This window comes from Ornithinimicrobium pulveris (assembly GCF_050261105.1).
GTDB lineage: Bacteria > Actinomycetota > Actinomycetes > Actinomycetales > Dermatophilaceae > Ornithinicoccus.
Genome location: NZ_CP189837.1, coordinates 3,315,665 through 3,335,961, shown reverse-complemented (window position 1 = coordinate 3,335,961; position 20,297 = coordinate 3,315,665). Strand labels below are relative to the sequence as shown.

Sequence of the window (20,297 nt, the reverse complement as noted above, 5' to 3'; positions counted from 1 at the left end):
ATCCCCACGAGCGAGGGAGGCCCCAGCGCGTGATCGCCGCCCTCCTCATGCTGCACCTGGGCGCGGCGATCCTGGCTCCCTTCCTGGTCCGCGCCATCGGGGCGCGGACGTTCTACGTGCTCGCCATCGCTCCCGCGGTCACCGCGGCGTGGGCGGCGACCCGGATCCCGAGCGGGATCGGCAGCGGTTCCGCTGGGACTGTGGCGGATGCTGTCTCGCACACCGAGAGGATCCGCTGGGTCAGTTCGCTCGGGATGGACCTCAGCTTCCGGATCGACACCCTCGCCTGGGTGATGACGTTGATCGTCTCGGCGATCGGTGCGCTGATCCTCGTGTACTGCGCGCACTACTTCGATGACCGGGACCGCAACCTGGGGCTGCTCAGCGGCTCGCTGGTCGGCTTCGCGGGGGCGATGCTCGGCCTGGTCACCACCGATGACCTGCTGGTGCTCTACATCTTCTGGGAGATCACCACGGTCCTGTCCTACCTGCTGGTGGGCTATCTGACCACGAGCGCGGCGAGCACCCGGGCAGCCAAGCAGGCGTTGATCGTGACCACCTTCGGTGGGTTGGCGATGCTGATCGGGATCGTCTTCGTCGGGCACGACGCCGGCACCTACCGGATCAGCGAGATCATCGCCCACCCGCGCGCTGGCACGCTGGTCACCTGGGGCATCGTGCTCCTCCTGGTCGGCGCGATCACCAAGTCCGCGCTGGTCCCCTTCCACTTCTGGCTGCCCGGCGCGATGGCCGCGCCGACCCCGGTCAGCGCCTACCTGCACGCGGCGGCGATGGTCAAGGCGGGCGTCTACCTGGTCGCCCGCTTCGCCCCCGGGTATGCCGATCTGCTGGCCTGGCAGGTCATCGTCCTGGTCCTGGGGTCGGCGACGATGCTGTTGGGTGCTTTCCGCGCGACCAGACAGACCGACCTCAAGTTGATCCTGGCCTATGGCACGGTCAGCCAGCTGGGTTTCCTGACCCTGCTGCTCGGCTATGGCAGCACCGGGGCGACGCTGGCAGGTCTGACGCTGGTCGTGGCGCACTCGCTGTTCAAGGCGGCGCTCTTCCTGACCACCGGCGCGATCGATCACGCGGCCGGCACCCGGGACATCCGGCGGTTGACCGGCGTGCGCCGGCGGGCGCCGCTGCTGGCGCTGGCCGGGACCCTGGCCGCGATGTCGATGGCTGGCCTGCCCGTGCTGCTCGGCTTCGTCGGCAAGGAAGCCGCGGTCGCCGCCCTGGTCTACCCGGTCGACGGCTGGTGGTCGCTGCAGGGGATGGCCGCGATCGCCGCCATCATCGGCTCGGTCATGACGATGGTCTACTCGCTGCGCTACGTGTGGGGTGCCTTCACCGACGGCGCTCAGGGGCCGGCGCCGCAGGTGCGCGACGAGGACGAGGACCAGTGGCACGCGCCCTCCTGGCTGCTCGTCGGCATACCCTTGTTCCTGGCGCTCGGCGGCCTGGTGATGGGCGTGACGTCCACCCGCCTGGAGGCGGTGCTCGAGCGGCACACCGAGACGGTGACCCACGTGGCCGACGGCTATGAGGTGCATCTGGGGCTGTGGCACGGCTTTGGCTTGCCGCTCTATGTCTCCGTCGGGGTGTGGGTGCTCGGTGTGCTCTGGTTCAGCGTGCAGGCGCGCCGGGCGGTGGAGGTGCCGATCCCGATCTCGCCGATCGACGCCGGCCGCACCTACCACCACGTGACCCGGGGGCTGGAGCGCGTCTCGCTGGAGACGACGGGTTTCATGCAGCGGGGCTCGCTGCCCGTGCTGCTCGGCATCATCCTGGCCGTCGTCATCGTGCTGCCTGGCGTGCACCTCATCGCCGGCGGGATGGAGCTGAACTGGCCGGATGAGATCCTCTGGGCGCAGAGCCCGGCGCAGGTCTCCGTCGCCCTGATCACGATCATCGCCGCCATCCTGGCCACCCGGTCCCGGCGTCGACTGCGGGCGGTCTTCCTGGTCGGTGTGACCGGCTACGGCACCGCGATCCTGTTCCTGATGCACGGCTCCCCGGACCTGGCGCTGACCCAGACCCTGGTCGAGACCGTGGCCCTGGTGGTCATGGTGCTGGTGCTGCGTCGGATGTCCGGCCGCTTCCCCGACGACCCCAGCAGGATGACCCGCAAGGTCCGGGCGCTGATCGGTGCCGCGGTCGGCATCGTCTTCGGAGCGATCGCCATGCTGGCGGCCGCTTCCCGCGTGCACGAGCCTGCCGGGATCAACCTGCCCGAGCGCTCGGTGGAGTACGGCGCTGGCTACAACATCGTCAACGTGATCCTGGTCGACGTCCGTGCCTGGGACACCATGGGCGAGCTGTCCGTCGTGCTGGCCTGCGCCACCGGCGTTGCCTCGCTGGTCTTCCTGCGTGATGAGGCCCTCGACCGCGTCCGCAGCGCGCTGCGGACGGCGCGCGACAGCCGGGCCACGCTGCGGACCCGCACCGGCGCCACCTCCTCGGCCCAGGACCCGACCCCTTGGCTGACGATGGGCGCCGAGGTCGAGGACAGCCGCCGGTCAACCATTCTGGAGATCGTCGCTCGCCTGACCTTCCACACCCTGATGCTGTGGTCGATCTACCTGCTGCTGGCCGGTCACAACCTGCCCGGTGGCGGCTTCGCCGCCGGCATTGTCGGCGGGCTGGCGCTGTGCCTGCGCTACCTGGCAGGCCGGGCCTACGAGTTGCGTGCGGCGCTGCCCGTGATGCCCGCGGCCCTGCTCGGCACCGGGCTGTTCATCGCCGCCGGCTCGGCCATCATCCCGATGCTCTTCGGCAGCGCGGCGCTGCGTACGTGGGACACCTACCTGCAGATCCCGCTGCTGGGTGAGATCCACCTGGTGAGCTCGCTCTTCTTCGACCTCGGCGTCTACCTCGTGGTCATCGGCCTGATGCTCGACATCCTGCGCAGCCTGGGCTCCGGTCTGGACCACCAGATCGCCCAGGAGAAGGCCAACGAGCAGAGCTCCGCGCAGGAAGGAGCGAACCGATGACCCCCAACCTGACCCTCGTGATCGTCTCCTCGGTGCTCATCGGCACCGGCGTCTACCTGTTCCTGGCCCGGTCGCTGGTGCGTGCCCTGCTCGGCTTCCTGCTGATGGGCAATGGCATCAACCTGCTGTTCATCATCGCCTCGGGACCTGCTGGCAGTCCGCCGATCGTGGGGATGTTCGATGACCCCATGGCCGACCCGGTGCCGCAGGCGCTGGTGCTGACCGCAATCGTCATCACGCTGGCGATGACCGCCTTCGTGCTCGCCCTGGCGCACCGCTCCTGGCAGCTGGGCCGCCAAGACATCGTCGACGACGACACCGAGTCGGCGAGGATCCACGCCCGTGCCGAGGCTGACGACCTGGGTGATGACAACCGCAGCGCCCGCGAGCAGGCCGCCGAGATTGAGGCCGAGAGCCAGCGCGCCGAGCGCGAGATGAGCGAGCAGGGTCGCGGCGGGGGCGACGGTAGCGGCACCGCCACCGACGCGGCGGCCGAGGACGCGCCCCTGAAGGACACGGACGAAGGCACCGACGCAGACCCGACGGACGCTGAGCTGACCGACGCTGAGCCCACCAGCACAGACCCGACCGACAACGAGCCCACCAGCACAGACCCGGCCGACAAGCAGGACGGAGGGAGCACGCGATGATCACGCCCTTCTCCTGGCTCGTGCCGATGCTGGTCCTCCTCCCGCTGATCGGCGCCGGTCTGACCCTGGCCGCCGCGGGCCGCACCTGGATCCAGCGCGCCGTCAGCCTGAGCGTGCTGGCCGGGATGCTCATCGCCGCGGGCGTGCTGCTCTGGGCCGCCGACACCCACGGACCGCAGGTCATGCACGTGGGTGGGTGGACGCCATACGAGGGCATCGTCCTGGTCGTCGACCGCCTGGCCGCCCTCATGGTCATCGTCTCGACCACGGTCACGATGGCCGTCCTGGCCTACTCGGTCGGACAGGGCGCGAGCAGTTTCGATGAGGAGAGCGACGGGCACGCGCCGCTGCCGGTCTTCCACCCCACGATCCTGGTGCTCGCAGCCGGCGTGACCACGACCTTCATCGCCGGCGACCTGTTCCACATCTACGTGGGCTTCGAGATGTTGCTGGCCGCCAGCTTCGTGCTGCTCACCCTGGGTGGGACGCGCGAGCGGGTGCGGGCCGGCGTGACTTACGTGCTGGTCTCGCTGCTGTCCTCGATGATCTTCCTCGCGGCCATCGCGATGGTCTACGGCGCCACCGGCACCATCAACCTGGCGCTGCTGAGCGAGCGGCTCGGCGAGATCGACCCGAGCACCGCCGTGCTGCTGCACCTGCTGCTGCTCGTCGGCTTCGCCGTCAAGGCCGCGGTCTTCCCGATGTCGGGGTGGCTGCCCGACTCCTACCCCACGGCCCCGGCCCCGGTCACCGCCGTGTTCGCCGGCCTGCTGACCAAGGTCGGGATCTACGCGATCATCCGCACCCAGACCCTGCTCTTCCCCAACTCCAACCTCGAGCAACTGCTGCTGTGGGCCTCGCTGCTCACCATGGTGGTCGGCATCCTGGGGGCGATCGCGCAGGACGACATCAAGCGGATGCTGTCCTTCATCCTGGTCAGCCACATCGGCTACATGCTCTTTGGCGTGGCCCTGGGCAGCACCCACGGGTTGGCCTCGGCGATCTTCTACGTCGTGCACCACATCCTGATCCAGACCACGCTCTTCCTGGTGGTCGGTCTCATCGAGCGCGTCGGCGGATCCTCCGACAGCACCAAGCTCGGTGACCTGGCCCGCATCTCGCCGCTGCTGGCGATCCTGTTCTTCGTCCCGGCGATGAACGCGGCCGGCATCCCGCCGTTCAGCGGCTTCCTCGGCAAGGTCGGCCTGATCCAGGCCGGCACCGCCGATGGCAGCTGGCTGGCGATCGTGGTCGTGGTCGGCTCGGTGGTCACCTCGCTGCTCACGCTCTACGCGATCGCCAAGGTCTGGGGTCGTGCCTTCTGGTCCGAGAACGCCAAGGGCTTGGTCGGCACCGGACCGCTGCGTGGCGGCCACCACAGCGCCCTGGGGATCGGCGTGCTTGTCCCGACGATGTCGCTGGTCGTGGTCGGCGTCGGCATCACCTTGGTCGCAGGTCCGCTCTTCGGGGTGGCCACCCGCGCGGCCGTCGACCTGATGCTGCGCACGCCTTATCTCGAGGCCGTTTTGGGGGTGGGAATGTGAGGCTCATCTCGCGACGGTGGAACATCTCCATCGGGGCCGTGCTGTGGCTCGCCCTGGTCTGGATGATCCTGTGGAGCAGATTCACCCTGCTCACCTTCATCGGTGGCTTGCTCGTCGGCTTCTTCGTGCTGGCGGCCTTCCCGCTGCCGCACGTCCAGGTCCGGCTGCGGCCACGTCCGATAGCGATCGTGGTGCTCGTCAGCCGGTTCCTGTGGGACCTGGTGCGCGCCTCGGTCGAGGTGGCGTGGCTCGCCGTGCGTCCGGGTCGGACGGCGCGTGGCCGGGTGATGGACATGGAGCTGGTCGGTGATGACGCCCTCCTGCAGACCCTGACCGCAGAGCTGGTCGCGCTCGTCCCCGGATCGGTCGTCATCGATCTCGACCCGAGCTCGCGCGTGCTGACCATCCACGCCCTCGACGTGCGCACCCGGCAGGAGGCGGAGAAGGTCCGCCACCGCGTCCGCGCCCAGGAAGCCCGCGTGCTGCGGGCCTTCCACCCCGATGCCGAGGCTCTGCTCGACCCGCGCCGTCGGCGCGAGGCGCAGGAGCGGGCTGCCCGGGAAGGACTGGTGTCCACGATGACCACCGACGAGGTCAAGCAGCTGGGCGCCCACCAGGGCCCGCGGCCGGATGAGGGGGTGCGCTGATGGAACTCCAGACCGTCGAGACGATCTTCGCCTGGGCCGTCGGCAGCCTGATGTCGCTGTCCGCCCTGCTCGTCCTGATCCGGATCACGATCGGCCCGAGCGTGCTCGACCGGGTCGTCGCCACCGACACCCTGGTCTCGATCGTGGTGTGTGCCCTCGGTGCCTATGTCGCGCTCAGCGGCGCGAAGACCACCCTGCCGGTGCTGATCTCGCTGTCCTTCGTGGGCTTCCTGGGCTCCGTCGCCGTCGCGCGCTTCGTCGCCGCTGATCGGGACAGCCCGTTCGTGGCGCCGGCACCGGACCGGCTGGAGGACCAGCCGGACCCGCGGAGCGAGGCGGCGACCGGCGCCAGCACGCCCGGCACCAGCACCCCTGCCACCGGCACGCACGCCACCAGCACCCCCGCCACCGGCACCCCTGCCACCAGCACTGACGGGGAGGCGCGCCGATGACCTTCACCGAGTTCCTCGACCTCGCCGGGCTGATCTTCCTCTTCCTCGGCAGCCTCCTGTGCGTCGCCGCCGCGGTCGGTCTGCTGCGCTTCTCCGACCTGCTTACCCGGATGCACGCGGGCACCAAGCCGCAGGTGCTCGGTGTCCTCCTCGTCCTGGTCGGCGTCGCCCTGCGCATGCGGACCGGGATCGACCTGGGGGCGCTGGCGATCATCGCGGCCTTCCAGCTGCTCACCATCCCCGCCGGCGCGCACATGGTCGGCCGGGCGGGCTTCCGCACCGGCCAGGTGGCGCCCACGGACATCCACCTGGGCCGGCGCGAGGCCCCGCACCCCCGACCCGCGACCGACCCGGGTTCCGAGCCGAGCCGCTGAGCCGGGCTGACTCGCCGGGTCGGGTAAGCCGGGCTCAGGCTCTGCGCACCTCCAGCGTGCCCGGCGCGGTGAGCGTGCGGGCGACCACGCAGTACTTCTCGGTCAACTCCAGCAGGCGGTCGATCACCGAGTCCCCTGCCCGTATGCCGTCACTCGTCCACGCCTCCACGTCCACCACGAGCTCCACTCCGGTGAGCCCGACGGGCGCTTCCGGGTCGACCCCGAGGGTGCCTCGGGCGTCCCAGGTGGCGCGGGCGGTCAGTTCGGCCTTGCGCAGGTCGAGCCCGAGGGAGGTGGCGACGGCGGCCAGGGTGACGCCGCCGCAGGCGACGAGCGCCTGCAGGACGATGTCGGCCGAGCAGGCCAGGTGTCCGTCGCCCCCTGCGGCTGGGTGTAGGCCCGCCACCAGCTCACCGGACCAGGTGGGAACGGTGGCCGTGAGCGCCTGCTGATCGACCACGGCCGTGGCCTCGCTGGCGATCAGCGCCGAGGTCGGGTCCTCCCCGACAGCGGGCCTTGATCGGGCGTTGCCGATCGCGCAAGGACGTGGCAGTGACCCTTGCATCGACCCTCGCATCGCCCCTCGGAGTGACCCTCGGAGTGACCCTCGAGGTGGCGTCCCCGGGTGCGGTCTCGACAACACTGGCGGCTCCCATCAGGCGACCCTCTCGCTGGCGACCTGCGCGTTGGCGACCCTCTCGCTGGCTACCCTCTCGCTGGCGACTTCTGCACCTGGGTGGGAAACGCCATACCCGGAGGCCTCGAGCTCGCGGACCAGCGGGATGACCTCGGTGCCGAAGCGCTCCACCTCCTCGCGGACGTGCAGGAAGCCGAGCAGGAGGAGGTCGGCGCCGACCGCCTTGTAGTCCAGGATGCGGCGGGCGACCTGCTCGGGGGTGCCGATGAGGCCGGTGCGGAAGCCGTCGTTGTACTGGACCAGGTCGCGGAAGTCGGAGTCCGCCCACATCCCCTTCTTGTCGAGGGTCGACTGGCCGGCCTGCTTGACCGCGCGACCGAAGTCGTTGACCTTGGCGACGTCCGCCTTCGCGATGATCTCCTCGACCACCTCGCGGGCCTCGGCCTCGGTGTCGCGGACCACGGCGAACCCGTTGAGCCCGAACCGGATCGCGTCCCGACGTCCGTGCCGCTCGGCCCGGGCTCGCACGTCCTCGACCTGCTCGCGGACGCCGTCGATGGAGTTGCCGTTCATGAAGTAGAGGTCGGACAGGCGCGCGCCCATCTCGCGTGCGGACGTGGAGTTGCCGCCCTGGAAGACCTCCGGGGTGCGGGTCGGGGAGGGGCGGAAGACGACATCGCGGGTGCGGTAGAAGTCGCCGCGGAAGGTGAACGGGTCCTGTGCCCACAGCCCGCGCAGCACCTCGATGAACTCCTCGGCGCGGCGGTAACGCTCCTCGTGGTCCAGCCAGTCCAGGCCGAGCCGGGTGTACTCGTCCTTGAACCAGCCGGAGACGACGTTGAGCGCCAGGCGGTTGTCGTGCAGCTCCTGTGCGGTCGCGGCGAGCTTGGCGAGGATGTGCGGCGGCCACTGGCCGGGGTGGACGGCTGCGATCACGTTGAGACGCTCGGTGTGGCTGAGCAGGCCGAGGGAGAAGGAGACCGATTCGTGCTGGGCGTCGGCGCCGTAGCTGGCGAGATAGCGGACCTGGGTGAGGGCGTAGTCGAAGCCGACGCGCTCGGCGGTCTGCGCGACGTCGATGTTGTAGTCCGGCGTGTGGTTGGTGCGCTGCTCGATGGTCGAGACGACGAGGCCGCCGGAGACATTGGGGACCCAGTAGGCGAAGGAGAGCGGGTGGGCGACTGGGTTGGCGCCGGGGTTGGTGGCGGGGTTGGCGGCTGGGTGCGTGGTAGTCATCGGTCAGGCTCCGATCAGGTGGAGGGGGGCGAAGCGGCCCTGGTGGTGGATGAGCGGGGAGTGGTCGGTGGAGCTGGCGTGCTCGACCCGGGCGAGCGCGAGGAAGGAGTCGCCGGCCTCGACGAGGTCGACGATGCGGGTGGTCAGGTGGAGCGCAGCGCCGGTGACGACCGGCAGGCCGTGGTCCCAGTGCCAGGCGCCCTCGTCGACGAAGCGCTGCCGCCGGTCGGCGGCGAACCGGGTCGCGAGGTGGGCCTGGTGGTCGGCGAGCAGGTGCAGTCCGGCGCGGTGGGTGCGGGCCAGGGTGACCAGGCTGGAGGAGTCCTTGCCGATGTTGAAGGAGACCAGCGGCGGGTCGAGACTCACCGAGACGACGGAGATGGCGGTGAAGCCGACCGGGTCGAGGCCGGGCGCGCGGGCTCCGGTCACGACCCAGGTGCTCGCGGCTGCCCGACGGAAGACGCTGCGTAGGTCGGTGGTGGGGGCGTGCAGGGTGACGGTGGACATAGGGGGCTCCTGAAGAATCTGCGGGTATGACGCAACGCGCGCAGGTGTGCGTACGTGCGTCAGAAGGAGAGGGAAGAGGTGCGGAGAGGGGCGTGACGCGGTGGGGCGGCGGTCAGCGCACGGTGGTTGCGTCGGCGGTGACCGCCGAGGGCATCTCCTGGGACCTGCAGAACATCAGAGTTTCCTCTCCATCGATCCTGGCGTGAGCACCCTGCCCCGGGTGGGGTGGTTGCTGCGGCGTCCTCGAGCCAGATCTCTCGGCCGCTCGTGATGGGGTGTGAGGATCAGAACACAGAAAATTCGGATAAGTCAAGCCGTAGGCCCCTTCTGCCGAAGGGTGTGGTCCGTTGGTTGGTGGCTGGCTGGTCACGCCCAGTGCCGCGGCGCGGCGGGGTGGGTGTGTCAGTGGTGATGCCTAGGGTGCTTCGGGTGAACCTCGGCCCGGACTTCGCTCGCCTGTGGGGGCGCGACGGCGGCAAGCCAGGTCGGCACGGCGGTGGCGCTGGGGGCGCTGCCCTTCATCGCCATCACGGTGCTGGACACCGACGACCTCCAGGTATCGCTGCTGGCTGCGGCCGGGGGCGCGATCAGTGCGCTGCTCGCCCTGCCCATCGGGCCCTGGGTGGAGCATCGACGCAAGCGGCCGGTGATGATCGCGGCCGCTCTGTTTCGCGCGGTGGTCCTGCTCAGTCTGCCGATCGCGCATCTCCTCGGGGTGCTGACGTATGGACATCTCGTCGTCGTCGCTGCCGCCAGCTCGCTGGGGTTGCTGGCCGAGCTGAGCGCGAGTTCTGCGCACCTGAAGGCACTGGTCCCCCGGGAGGGCCGGACCGAGGCAGCCAGTCGGCTGGAGACCACGTCGTGGTTGGCGCTGAGCGCGGGGCCTGCCATCGGCGGGCTGCTCCTGGGAGCCATCGGCGCCACGGTCACCGTGGCGGTCAACGCCGTCGGTTTCCTCGGTGCCGCGGTGGGCCTGCGCAGCATCCGCCAACCCGAGCCGGAGCCTGCGCCACGGGACGCCGGTGGGAGCCCCTTGCGCGAGCTCGGTGTGGGTTGGGCGTTCATCCTGCGCCACCCGACCCTGCGTCCGCTCTTTCTCAACGCGATGGTCTTCGGCGGCATGCTGATGGCGTCCTCGCCGCTCATCTACGTCCTCATGCTGCGTGATCTCGGGCTCGCCCCATGGCAGTACGGTCTGGCCCTCGGCATCCCGTGCGTGGGTGGCATCCTCGGGGCTCTCCTGGCGCCCAGGCTGGAGGGCCTGCACGGCCGGGGCCGCCTGATCCTGACCCTCGGGGCGGCCCGGACGCTCTTTCTCCTCCCGATCGCCTTCGCCCCCGCTGGCTGGGTCGGGCTGGTCGTCATCGTGGCGTGCGACAGCCTGATGTTGCTGATCGCCGGTGCCTTCAACCCGCTCTTCGTGGCCTATCGACTCGACACCGTCCCGGACCACCTGATGTCTCGCGTCTCGGCTGCCTGGTCCATCACCAACAGAGTGGTGCAACCGGCTGCGATGGCGCTCTGGGGCGTCCTGGCGCTCGCGAGCTCGACCCGGATCGCGATAGGCCTGGCCGGAGCGGGGTTGGTGCTGTCGTGCGCCTTCCTGCCCTGGCGCAGGTTGTGGCGGGAGCAGCTCGAGCCTGCGGGGTCCCCTCCCGTGGAGCGGCAGCCGGCGGGGTCCCAGCCCGTTGAGCAGGTGGATCCGGTCACGCAGAGCGCTGGCGGTCCCGACGACGCGGGAGCTCGCTGAAGCCGGCGGCCAGATAGGTCGCCACTGCCCCGACATTGCTGCTGGGTGTGGCCACGTGGGCACTCGACGCACCGAGGCGCTGCAGCTCGCCGGCGCCAGCGAGGGTCATGCTTCGGCCGAAACCGCGCCCGCGCGCATCCGGGTGCACACCCAGCGGCTCGATGATGCCCGGACGTCCAGGTCCTGCGCTCCAGACGCAGATGGCTGCGACCGGTCGGTCCTGTTCGTCGTAACCAACCAGGGCCCGTGCCCCCTCGTATGCCGCACTACTCACCATCGTGCGCCAGCGCTCCAGCGCCTGCGTCGAGAGCGAAGGAGAGGGTGAGTGCACCTGCGATGGCGATGGCGCCGTCGCTGACGTCGGAGAAGCAGATGACGCCTGGAAGGCAGCTGCGGTCACGCAGAGCCAATCGCCTGCCAGGTCCTCCGTTGCGACCTCGATTCGCAGGGCTCCCGACTCACCGATGACGTCCTGCTCGAGTGTCATCTGCAGGGGGGTCCACTCCTCGCCGACCTCCCATCCCAGGTGAGCCAAACTGTGGTGCAGGGCTGCGCCGACGGGGGCTTCGACATACACGGGGCCTGCTGGGAGGACGCCTCGCCCAGGGTCGTGGACGTCGCCGGCGAGGGCTCGAGCCAGTTCGAGATCGGCGAGCAGGTCGGGTGCGCAGGTCATGCGGAGGAGGTCCTCGCCGTCGAGCAAACCGATCGCGACCGTGCGACCGTCGCGGGCCCAGACACGGAGGGCTGCCGCGGTGTCGGCTGGGCCCTTACGTGCGTGCCAGCCGAGGTCGCCCGGGTGGAGTTGGAAGGGAGCGCCGTCACGCTGCCAGCTGCCGAGCGTGGTCACGATGGTCGCGAACTGCTTGGTCGTAGGGGTGGTCAGCGAGACTGGCATGAGGCGCATCATGCCCGGGCGGGTCGCCCCAGGCCAACGCTTTGTCATGGGCCATGCCACCGGGAGCTTCGGGCGTGTGTGGCCCTGGGTGGCCAATTGGGCGGTGTGGTCGATCGTGGCGGCTGAGTCGGGCACACTCATTGACCTCACGCTTCGTCGGGCTCGTCCTCGGACCAGCGCTGCAGGAGCTCATCAGGGGTGGGGTGGTCGGGGCGAGGCCCGGGGCGGACCTGGCCCTCCGGGTTGGTGTGGTTGACGGTGATGGTGCTGTGCGGGTCCCGACCCTGGACGCCCTTCGCGCGCTCGGCGAGGACGGCGTAGGCGAGGTAGTTGGCGCGGTCACGGAGCTCATCGAGGTCGTCGGTGTCCATGGCCAGGGTGTACTGCCGATAGTCGTGCGCCCGCGTAGCCCGCAGCTGGCCGAGCAGGGTGGTGAAGGTGATGTCACGGCGGGTGTTGATCGCTGCCTTGAGGTCGCCGACCGTCTTGAGGGCGTGCGGGACCTTGTCGAGAAGCTGCAGATTCAGCGGGCTGGTCGCTCCACCGGCCCAGCCGTGCGGCGTGACGTGGTCGATGTCGCAGCGGGTCTCTGGATCGCGACTGTTGGGGAAGCGGGAGTAACGGTCGGCGGCTCGCACCTGGCGGCGCATGTCGGTGTCTGGGCGGTAGGTGGGGATCGATCGCTCGAGCAGGCGTCCGTCTGCCCTGTCGGTGAGCAGGCGGTGCATGGTGGTGCCGGGCGTGAGGGCGAGCTCCCGCGCCCAACCGGGGGAGATGAAGGCGGGCTCGTCACCGACGATCTCGGCGACCTTGCCACGCAAGAGGCGCGCGGGGTGGCGCGCGTCCTCGTCGGTCGGCCGGAGCTCCTGAGTGGGCGCGTCCTCGTCGGTGGGCGCGTCCTCGTCGGTGGGACCGCTCCAGGCAGAGTCCTCCCGTGCTTCCGAACCGGAGGCGGAGCTCTCCCCAGGGTCGGGGCCGGGATCGGGGTCATGGTCGGGGTCGAGATCCGGGTCAGGGCCATGGTCGGGGCACAGTCCATCGCCAGGGTCAGGGCCATGGTCGGGGCACAGTCCATCGCCAGGGTCAGGGTCGGTTGATCGGATGGTCCCGGCGCACCCAGGGCACAGTGGCTGCCCGAGACCCAGGACGTCGTGCGGGACGACGACCTGGAGGGCGATGGGGGGCGTGGCCGTGATGACCCGGGCCAGCAGGTCGGCCTGATCGGGAGAGAGGATCGGGTCGAACAGCCCGTGATCTCGTGCCTCGGCATCGGGGTCTGGCGTGGGCTCCGTCGACCCACTGTCCTCAGGATCGCCGCCCGCCTCGCTGTCCGTCGCCGAATCCGAGCTCTGCGGCGGAAGGTCGGGGAGGTCGAGAGCGGGGATGGTGCCATAGCCCAGCATGGTCAGGGCGATGTCGGCCGGCGCGTGCGCCCACGGCCGCTCGTCCTTGCGGGCCTTCAGGGCACGTACTGCGGCATCCACCCGAGCTGCCGGTCCGAGGATCTGGTGCAGCGGTGCGCGGATCGTCATGGTCGCGGTGCCGTCGTCGTTGGCCTGGACACGGAAGTACTTCTTCTTGGCTGCCGCTCGACGTCGGGCGCGCTCCGCCTCGGGGTCCGTCCCCACCGCGGCGGTCGACTCACGCGTCAGGGCGGCCTCGAAGGGCGCCTCACCCCAGGGGTAACCGTGCCAGTCGCCGTCGGGGTCCAGCCGTTCCCTGGCTGCGCTGATCACGTCGGGTCCGAACAGGGCGTAGGCGACGAGCAAGCGCTGCTCCGCCTCCAGTCCCCGGGTGCGCTGCCAGAACGCCACGATCTGCTCCAAGGTGGTCTCGCCGCGGTGCAGCGCGGACAGGATGAGCGTGGTCATCTCCGTCCCGGAGGTCGCGATTTCGATCAGGATGCGGGCGCGGTAGGGAGTGGGGCCCATGGTGGCCGACAACTCATACGCCAAGGCTGTCCGGGCGGCGCTGGTGATCTCGCGCTTGAGGGTCGCGGACAGTTCGACGCCGACCTTGCCCCGAGCCGCCAGGACCTTGTCCCGAGCGATCACGAAGAGGTCCGCGATGGCGACCAGCAGGTCGGCGTGCGCGGAACTGGCCCGCCGCGCCTGTTCCAGCACGCTGCCTAGTACCGCGCCTCCCGCTGCCGGGGCGCGATGGTCTCGGGCGTCCTCCGGATGTGGCTGTGCCATCGCTGCCTCCCCTCGGCAGATCCCCGTTCGCCGACCGAAACTCCCCGCGAGCTTCTCCATGTCGACTACGTCAAACCTAGCACACCTGTACGACAAGCCTGCACATTATCCACAGCGTGTCGTGTGATGTCTCGGGACATGGGTGACATTCCTGCTTGAGACTTCGGTGACGCTTGGTGTGTCAGGACATGGGCGACGGTCGGCGCGTCAGGCCTGCCCGAGCTTCTCGACGAGCACCGCCACGCCACGCTGGGCCGCGCGCTCCGCACCGCGCACGCGCTCCTGCATCGCCTGCGCCGCCGCCAGGGCCTGCTCGGCCAGGCGCACCGCCTCCTCCCGCGCGGCCAGCCCCTCCTCACGCTCGCGTTCAGCCGCATCCCGGTCCTCGTGGAAGCGCTGCACCTCGGCCGCTGCCAGCTCGACCGTCCGATCGACGAGGAAGCGGTAGGACGTGCGCAACTTCTTGCCCGTCGTCTTGCGCTCCAGACCCTCGACCTCCTCGTCCACGCCCTGACGCATAAACGGCAAGGCGTCCGAGACGTATGGCGCTTCTCCCCTTTCGCGCTCCAGTCGCGCGAGCTGGTCGCGGGCTTCCGCAAGGCGCTGCTCGGCCTCACGCACGGCCGCGTCGGCGGCCTCCAGGTGGGGGGCGAAGCGGTTCTCCAGCGTGTAGATCAGCTGCTCGCGCTCCCCAGCGACCAGGCTCTCGGCCGCCAGTTGCCCCGCGCTGTCCGGTCGTCCGTCGCTCATATCGTGCCCAACTCCTGCATGCGCTCAACTCCTGCGTGCTCTCTATCCCCCACCATCTCAGACGGGACGGACAGCGCCCGACCGGTGTCACGGCATACGGGACCTGGTCAGGCCTGCGTGGCCGCCAGCTTCACCGCGAAGGCGAGGAACGCCGCCCCGACCCCGGCCGACAACGCCGCCTTGGTCCGCCGGCGACGGCGGAAGGTCGCCGCGAGATAGGCGCCACCGAAGATCAGCACCGACAGGTAGGTGAAGCTGAACAGCTGCGCCCAGGCGCCGAGGGCGAGGAAAGACAGCGCTGGGTAGGCATAGGTCGGGTCGACGAACTGCACGAAGAAGGAGACGAAGAACAGGATCGCCTTCGGGTTGAGCAGGCTGACCACGAACGCGCGCCGGAACGGCTTCTCCACCGCGCCCCGCGGCGGCGCGGCGTCGACCACCGCCTCGTTCAGGACCTCCTCGACCGCCTCCACACCCTCGGCCGTCTCGGACTGCGCCGCCCGGCGCCGGGTCCGCCACGCCCCGCGCAGCAGCCCGATCGCCAGCCAGGTCAGATAGATCGCACCCGCCCACTTGACCAGGTTGAACAGCATCGGCTCAGCGCGCAGGAGCGAGGCGATACCGCCCGCGGCGAGCGTCATCAGCACGGCGTCACCGGCGAACACACCGCACGCCGCGCGGTAGCCATCGCGCGTCCCCCGACGCGCGGCGACCGACAGGACGTAGACCGAGTTCGGCCCCGGGAGGAGCACGATCAGCAGGAGCCCGAGCAGGTAGGTCGGGAGGTCGATGATGCCGAGCACCAGAGAATTCTGGCAGAACATCAGCCCTGCTCAGGACCACCCGCAAGCGTCTCTTCAGCGGGTGGCGCCGACCACCATCCAGGCATCCCCGCGGGCCCGCCAGAGCAGCCCCGCCGCCCGCACGGCCATGAAGCCGGTGAAGGCGATCCACAACCACACCAGCCCGGTCACGCCGACCAGCCCGGCCGCCCACACGCCCAGCACCATTGGCAGGTAGACGAGCAGGAAGACGGTCTGCGCGAGCGCCAGCCAGCGCGCATCACCGGCGCCGATCAGCACTCCGTCGAGCACGAAGGCGACGCCCGAGATCGGCTGTCCGACGGCGACGACGAGCAGGGCCGCCGCCAGCGCCGCCTGCACCTGCGGGTCGGTCGAGAAGCCGAGCGGGACGACGCGGTGCAGCGCCAGGATCAGCAGCGTCAGGCCGATCCCGAACCACACGCCCCAGCGCACCATCAGCCAGGTCGTCGCGCGCGTGCCCTCGACGTCGCCGGCGCCCAGCGACTTGCCGGTCAACGCCTGCGCCGCGATCGCCAGCGCGTCGAGCGCGAAGGCGAGCGCGCTCCAGACGGTCATCGCGACCTGGTGGGCGGCGAGCTCGGGCTCGCCCAGCCCTGCGGCCACCCAGGTGGTCACGAGCAGCACCGCACGCAGCGCGAGGGTGCGCACGAGCAGGGGTATGCCGTCGACCGCCGAGCGCAGGACACCCGCCGCGGTGAAGCCGAGGGGTGCGTCCAGGCGGCGGGCACCGCGGACCAGGACCCAGACGAGCCCGATCGCCATCCCGGTCTGGGCGATTACCGTGCCCCAGGCGGCGCCGGCGATCCCCCAGTGGACCCCATGGACGAGGACGAGGGACAGGACGGCGTTGGCGGAGAAGCCGGCGACCGCGGCGACGAGGGGGGTCTTGGTGTCCTGCAGTCCGCGGAGGACGCCGGTGGCGGCGAGGACGACGAGCATGGGAGGTATGCCGAGTGTCGAGACCCGCAGGTAGGTCACCGCTTCTGCGGTCGCGTCGGGCGTGGCCCCGAAGAAGGCGACGATCTGGTGCGCCCAGATCGCCACGGCGGCGGCCGCCAGGATGCCCAGGATCATCGCGAGCCAGATCCCGTCGACGCCGGCGGCGAGCGCCCCTTTCTGGTCGCCAGCTCCGAGTCGTCGGGCGACCACCGCAGTGGTGCCGTAGGCGAGGAAGACGAAGATGTTGACCGCGGTGAGCAGGACCGCGCTCGCGACGCCGAGGCCCGCGAGCGAGGAGGTGCCGAGGAAGCCAACGATGGCTGAGTCGGCGAGCAGGAAGAGCGGCTCGGCGACCAGGGCGAGAAAGGCCGGAACGGCCAGCCGCAGGACCTCGCGCCGCAGCCCCGGATCCGGGGTCGGGCGAGGTGGGGGCGGGCTGTCCGAGGTCACGTCGGGAGTGTGCCAGAGCGGTGCGACAGAGTGGAAGGACGAGTTTTCGTCCACAGCCTGTGTGGCGTGTTTCCGCAGGTCAGTGTGGGTCTCGCCAGGAAAGTCATGGACTGTCCACAGGCCTTGTCCACATCCACCCCCAAAGGTGCAGGCGTGTCGTCCACCGTCAGTCCACACGAGATCCACAACGGGTCCACAGGCGCGGTTGGAGAAGGGGTGGGCGGCGACCTACGGTGGCCCGATGGCTCGCGCCCGGGTGGGTCTGTTCCGCAGGTATGTCGGTGGTCGGTGATGGTCTTTGGTGCAGACCTAAACGGACACGTGTTGAGGAGAGGCCTATGTCGCTGAGCGAGCTCGAGCAGGCCTATGGCAACAACGCTCCGGGGGGAGCACCGGAGGAGCGACTGCCGCCGCAGGACGTCGCCGCGGAGCAGAGCGCGATCGGCTCCATGCTGCTGTCCAAGGACGCCATCGGTGAGTGCTCGGAGCTGGTGAAGCCGCAGGACTTCTACCGCCCGGCGCACGAGCGCATCTACGAAGCGGTCGTGGACCTCTTCGGGCGGGGCGAACCCGTCGATGCGATCACCGTCGCGGACGAGCTGACCAAGCGCGGTGAACTGGCCCGGGTGGGGGGCACGGCATACCTGCACCAGTTGATCGCGATGGTGCCGACCGCGGCCAACGCCGCCTACTACGCCGAGATCGTGGCGGAGCGGGCGATCCTGCGACGGCTGGTCGAGGCCGGGACCAGGATCGTGCAGATCGGCTACGGGGGTGGTGACGTCGAGGAGATCGTCAACGAGGCCCAGGCCGAGGTCTTCGCGGTCGCCGACCGGCGGGGTGGGGAGGACTACCACCCGATCGGGGACCTGCTGCAGGCCACCTCGGATGAGATCGAGCACAACGCCTCGTCCACGGGCGAGATGGTGGGCGTGCCGACCGGCTTCACCGACCTGGACGAGCTGACCAACGGGTTGCACCCCGGGCAGATGGTCATCGTGGCGGCGAGGCCGGCTGTGGGTAAATCCACGTTCGCGTTGGACGTGGCGCGTGCGGCGGCGATCAAGCACAAGATGCCCACCGTCGTCTTCAGCCTGGAGATGAGCCGCACCGAGATCACGATGCGTCTGCTGTCGGCGGAGTCGGAGATCCCGCTGCAGAACATGCGTAAGGGCAACATGCGGGACCGGGACTGGACGCGCCTGGCCGAGACCCAGGGCCGGATCCACGACGCGCCGCTGTTCATCGACGATTCGCCCAACATGTCGCTGATGGAGATCCGGGCCAAGTGCCGGCGGCTCAAGCAGCGGCACAACCTCAAGATGGTCATCGTCGACTATCTGCAGCTGATGAGTTCGGGCAAGCGGGTCGAGTCCCGTCAGCAGGAGGTCGCGGAGTTCAGCCGTGCGCTCAAACTGCTCGCCAAGGAGCTCGAGGTCCCGCTGATCGCGCTCTCGCAGCTGAACCGTGGTCCTGAGCAGCGCACCGACAAGAAGCCACAGATGAGCGATCTTCGCGAAAGTGGCTGCCTCACGGCCGACACCCGGGTCCTGCGGGCCGACACAGGGGCCGAGGTCACCCTCGGTGAGCTGCACGCGTCGGGTGCGACCGACGTTCCCATCTGGTCGCTGGACGAGTCCCTACGGTACGTCCGGCGCCATCTGACGCACGTCTTCCCGACCGGCCGGAAGCCGGTCTTCCGACTGACGCTGACGTCGGGTAAGACCGTCACGGCGACCGAGAACCACCCGTTCCTGACCTATGACGGCTGGAAGCAACTCGGCGATCTGCGCACGGGTGACCGGCTGGCAGTCCCGCGACACGTGCCTGCGCCGGAGCGGCACGAGCCCTGGGAAGACGACGATCACCTCGTCCTTCTGGCACACATGCTGGGCGACGGATCGATGCTGCGACGCCAGCCGCTGCGCTACGCCTCGGTTGACGAGGAGAACCTCCGGGCTGTGACCAGCGCCGCGCTCAGCTTCGGCGTGGTCGCGGTGCGCGACGAGTACGAGGCAGCAAGGTGCACCACGTTGCGGCTCCGCGCCCCTTTCCGGCTGGCTCGGGGCCGGCGTCATCCCATCGCGGAGTGGCTTGATGGTCTTGGCGTCTGCGGGCTGCGGAGCCACGAGAAGTTCATCCCCGAGCAGGTCTCCTACGCATCGAAGCGGCAGATCGCGTTGTTCCTCCATCACCTTTGGGCCACAGATGGTTCGGTCACGGTCAACCGCGCCCAGAGCGGTGGCCGGGTGTACTACGCATCGACCTCCCGGCGGTTGGTTGACGACGTCTCTCGTCTGCTGCTCCGTTTCGGGATCTCGTCGAGGATCAAGGCGGTGCCGAAGCAGGGCTACCGCGACGTTTTCACCCTCGACATCTCGGGCGCCGACAGCCAGCGACGCTTCCTGCAGGAGATCGGGGTGTTCGGTGGACGCTCGGCGTCAGCGGCGGCTCTGCTGAAGATCATCCGAGATCGCGAAGCTCAGACCAATGTCGACACCGTGCCGCGAGAGGTCTGGGGAGACGTTCGCAAACTTCTCGCCGAGCAGGGGATGAGCCACCGAGACGTCCAGGCGGCTCTCGGAACGCAGTACTGCGGCTCAGCACTCTTCAAGAACGCTCCGTCTCGAGAACGCCTCGGCCGTATCGCGACCGTGCTCGATAGCGCCGACCTGGAGCTGTTCGCGGTCAATGATGTGTTCTGGGACGCGGTGAAATCGATCGAGCTCGTCGGCATTGAGGACGTCTTCGATGCGACCGTAGTGGGCACGCACAACTTCGTGGCCAACGGAATCGCCGTCCACAACTCCATCGAGCAGGATGCAGACGTCGTGATCCTGCTGCACCGAGAGTCTCTCTACGAACGGGAGTCACCCCGCGAGGGCGAGGCAGACGTGATCGTGGCCAAGCACCGCAACGGTCCCACCGACACGGTGGTGGTGGCCTTCCAGGGTCACTACAGCCGGTTCACGAACATGGCGAGCAACTTCTAGCGGGTTGTCGAGATGCAGCGAAGATGTCACAAGCGAGGTTCGTATGTGTCATAAATTTCTTGTTATCGAAACTCTAAGGAAGCAAACGTAACGTTATTTAACTGAGCGATGGTTGATCTCCGAGCCCTGATCAAGGAGCTGGAGTCTGCGCTCGGCGTGAGATCCCTGGCCCCGTTGGGCCAAGGCGGGGGAGGTCTTGGGCCTAGAGGAACGGTTCCGCGGCACGGCTAAGGGTCCACCCCAGTCGTCTCCTTTGGAACGGTCGCGGTAGTAGTCATCGATCCCAGCCAGCGTCCCAACCGCGTCGGTCAACCCCACTTGGGAAGCGCCGGCACGCGCAGAGTCCTCCCTCGACAGCGTCCTCCTCGACCTCCAGTGGTCGTACCCGCCGGAGCTGTCGCAGTTTGCGCTCCTGATCATCCGCGCTGCGCCTGGCGAGTCGTCCAGCTCGACTG

Annotated in this window: 16 protein-coding genes and 1 riboswitch; of the genes, 8 read left to right on the top strand and 8 right to left on the bottom strand. The window is 69.4% G+C overall.

Going from position 1 to position 20,297, the window contains the following annotated elements:
• Positions 1 to 29: 29 nt before the first annotated feature.
• The 6 genes from ACQBAT_RS15595 to mnhG are packed head-to-tail and all read left to right on the top strand — an operon-like array spanning position 30 to position 6,663.
• Positions 30 to 2,996 carry a Na+/H+ antiporter subunit A gene (locus ACQBAT_RS15595; protein WP_420747822.1) on the top strand — a complete coding sequence of 989 codons (2,967 nt, stop codon included), beginning with the start codon at positions 30 to 32 and terminating at the stop codon, positions 2,994 to 2,996.
• The gene (locus tag ACQBAT_RS15590) at positions 2,993 to 3,646 is read left to right on the top strand and encodes a Na(+)/H(+) antiporter subunit C (protein WP_420747823.1); all 654 of its coding nucleotides are present in this window, start codon (positions 2,993 to 2,995) and stop codon (positions 3,644 to 3,646) included. Before ACQBAT_RS15595 ends, ACQBAT_RS15590 begins: the two co-directional genes overlap by 4 nt.
• Positions 3,643 to 5,190, top strand: coding sequence for a Na+/H+ antiporter subunit D (locus ACQBAT_RS15585; protein WP_420747824.1), 1,548 nt, complete (start codon positions 3,643 to 3,645; stop codon positions 5,188 to 5,190). Before ACQBAT_RS15590 ends, ACQBAT_RS15585 begins: the two co-directional genes overlap by 4 nt.
• A complete protein-coding gene (locus ACQBAT_RS15580) occupies positions 5,187 to 5,837 on the top strand; it encodes a Na+/H+ antiporter subunit E (protein WP_420747825.1) in 651 nt (216 codons plus the stop codon). The genes ACQBAT_RS15585 and ACQBAT_RS15580 overlap by 4 nt, the downstream gene beginning before the upstream one ends.
• On the top strand, positions 5,837 to 6,289 hold the full coding sequence (locus ACQBAT_RS15575) for a monovalent cation/H+ antiporter complex subunit F (RefSeq protein ID WP_420747826.1): 453 nt from the start codon (positions 5,837 to 5,839) through the stop codon (positions 6,287 to 6,289). The genes ACQBAT_RS15580 and ACQBAT_RS15575 overlap by 1 nt, the downstream gene beginning before the upstream one ends.
• On the top strand, positions 6,286 to 6,663 hold the full coding sequence (gene mnhG / locus ACQBAT_RS15570) for a monovalent cation/H(+) antiporter subunit G (protein WP_420747827.1): 378 nt from the start codon (positions 6,286 to 6,288) through the stop codon (positions 6,661 to 6,663). The genes ACQBAT_RS15575 and mnhG overlap by 4 nt, the downstream gene beginning before the upstream one ends.
• 34 nt (positions 6,664 to 6,697) lie before the next feature.
• Here the strand turns inward: mnhG and ACQBAT_RS15565 are convergent, their stop codons facing one another.
• The 3 genes from ACQBAT_RS15565 to ACQBAT_RS15555 form a co-directional block, all read right to left on the bottom strand.
• Positions 6,698 to 7,123 carry an OsmC family protein gene (locus ACQBAT_RS15565; protein ID WP_420747828.1) on the bottom strand — a complete coding sequence of 142 codons (426 nt, stop codon included), beginning with the start codon at positions 7,121 to 7,123 and terminating at the stop codon, positions 6,698 to 6,700.
• A 195-nt stretch (positions 7,124 to 7,318) separates the two neighbouring features.
• The gene (gene sfnG / locus ACQBAT_RS15560; protein ID WP_420747829.1) at positions 7,319 to 8,536 is read right to left on the bottom strand and encodes a dimethylsulfone monooxygenase SfnG; all 1,218 of its coding nucleotides are present in this window, start codon (positions 8,534 to 8,536) and stop codon (positions 7,319 to 7,321) included.
• Positions 8,537 to 8,539: 3 nt separating this feature from the next.
• The gene (locus tag ACQBAT_RS15555; RefSeq protein WP_420747830.1) at positions 8,540 to 9,043 is read right to left on the bottom strand and encodes a flavin reductase family protein; all 504 of its coding nucleotides are present in this window, start codon (positions 9,041 to 9,043) and stop codon (positions 8,540 to 8,542) included.
• 185 nt (positions 9,044 to 9,228) lie between these two features.
• Positions 9,229 to 9,320: riboswitch (SAM riboswitch) on the bottom strand.
• Positions 9,321 to 9,539: 219 nt separating this feature from the next.
• Between ACQBAT_RS15555 and ACQBAT_RS15550 the strand changes: the two genes are divergently transcribed.
• Positions 9,540 to 10,793, top strand: a complete 1,254-nt coding sequence (locus tag ACQBAT_RS15550) for an MFS transporter (protein WP_420747831.1) — start codon at positions 9,540 to 9,542, stop codon at positions 10,791 to 10,793.
• Here ACQBAT_RS15550 and ACQBAT_RS15545 read toward each other — a convergent pair.
• From ACQBAT_RS15545 to ACQBAT_RS15525, 5 genes are all read right to left on the bottom strand, one after another.
• Positions 10,750 to 11,691, bottom strand: coding sequence for a GNAT family N-acetyltransferase (locus tag ACQBAT_RS15545; protein ID WP_420747832.1), 942 nt, complete (start codon positions 11,689 to 11,691; stop codon positions 10,750 to 10,752). The genes ACQBAT_RS15550 and ACQBAT_RS15545 overlap by 44 nt on opposite strands.
• 146 nt (positions 11,692 to 11,837) lie before the next feature.
• Complete coding sequence (locus ACQBAT_RS15540; RefSeq protein ID WP_420747833.1) at positions 11,838 to 13,886, bottom strand: hypothetical protein; 2,049 nt, start codon at positions 13,884 to 13,886, stop codon at positions 11,838 to 11,840.
• Between the two features lie 207 nt (positions 13,887 to 14,093).
• A complete protein-coding gene (locus ACQBAT_RS15535) occupies positions 14,094 to 14,636 on the bottom strand; it encodes a hypothetical protein (protein WP_420747834.1) in 543 nt (180 codons plus the stop codon).
• A 107-nt stretch (positions 14,637 to 14,743) separates the two neighbouring features.
• The gene (gene leuE, locus ACQBAT_RS15530) at positions 14,744 to 15,460 is read right to left on the bottom strand and encodes a leucine efflux protein LeuE (protein ID WP_420747835.1); all 717 of its coding nucleotides are present in this window, start codon (positions 15,458 to 15,460) and stop codon (positions 14,744 to 14,746) included.
• A 33-nt stretch (positions 15,461 to 15,493) separates the two neighbouring features.
• Positions 15,494 to 16,849 (bottom strand): MATE family efflux transporter, encoded by a 1,356-nt coding sequence (locus ACQBAT_RS15525; protein WP_420747836.1) that lies wholly within the window; start codon positions 16,847 to 16,849, stop codon positions 15,494 to 15,496.
• A 338-nt stretch (positions 16,850 to 17,187) separates the two neighbouring features.
• On the opposite strand from ACQBAT_RS15525, the gene ACQBAT_RS15520 reads away from it, so the two are divergent.
• Positions 17,188 to 19,842, top strand: a complete 2,655-nt coding sequence (locus tag ACQBAT_RS15520) for a replicative DNA helicase (protein ID WP_420747837.1) — start codon at positions 17,188 to 17,190, stop codon at positions 19,840 to 19,842.
• Positions 19,843 to 20,297 lie beyond the last annotated feature (455 nt).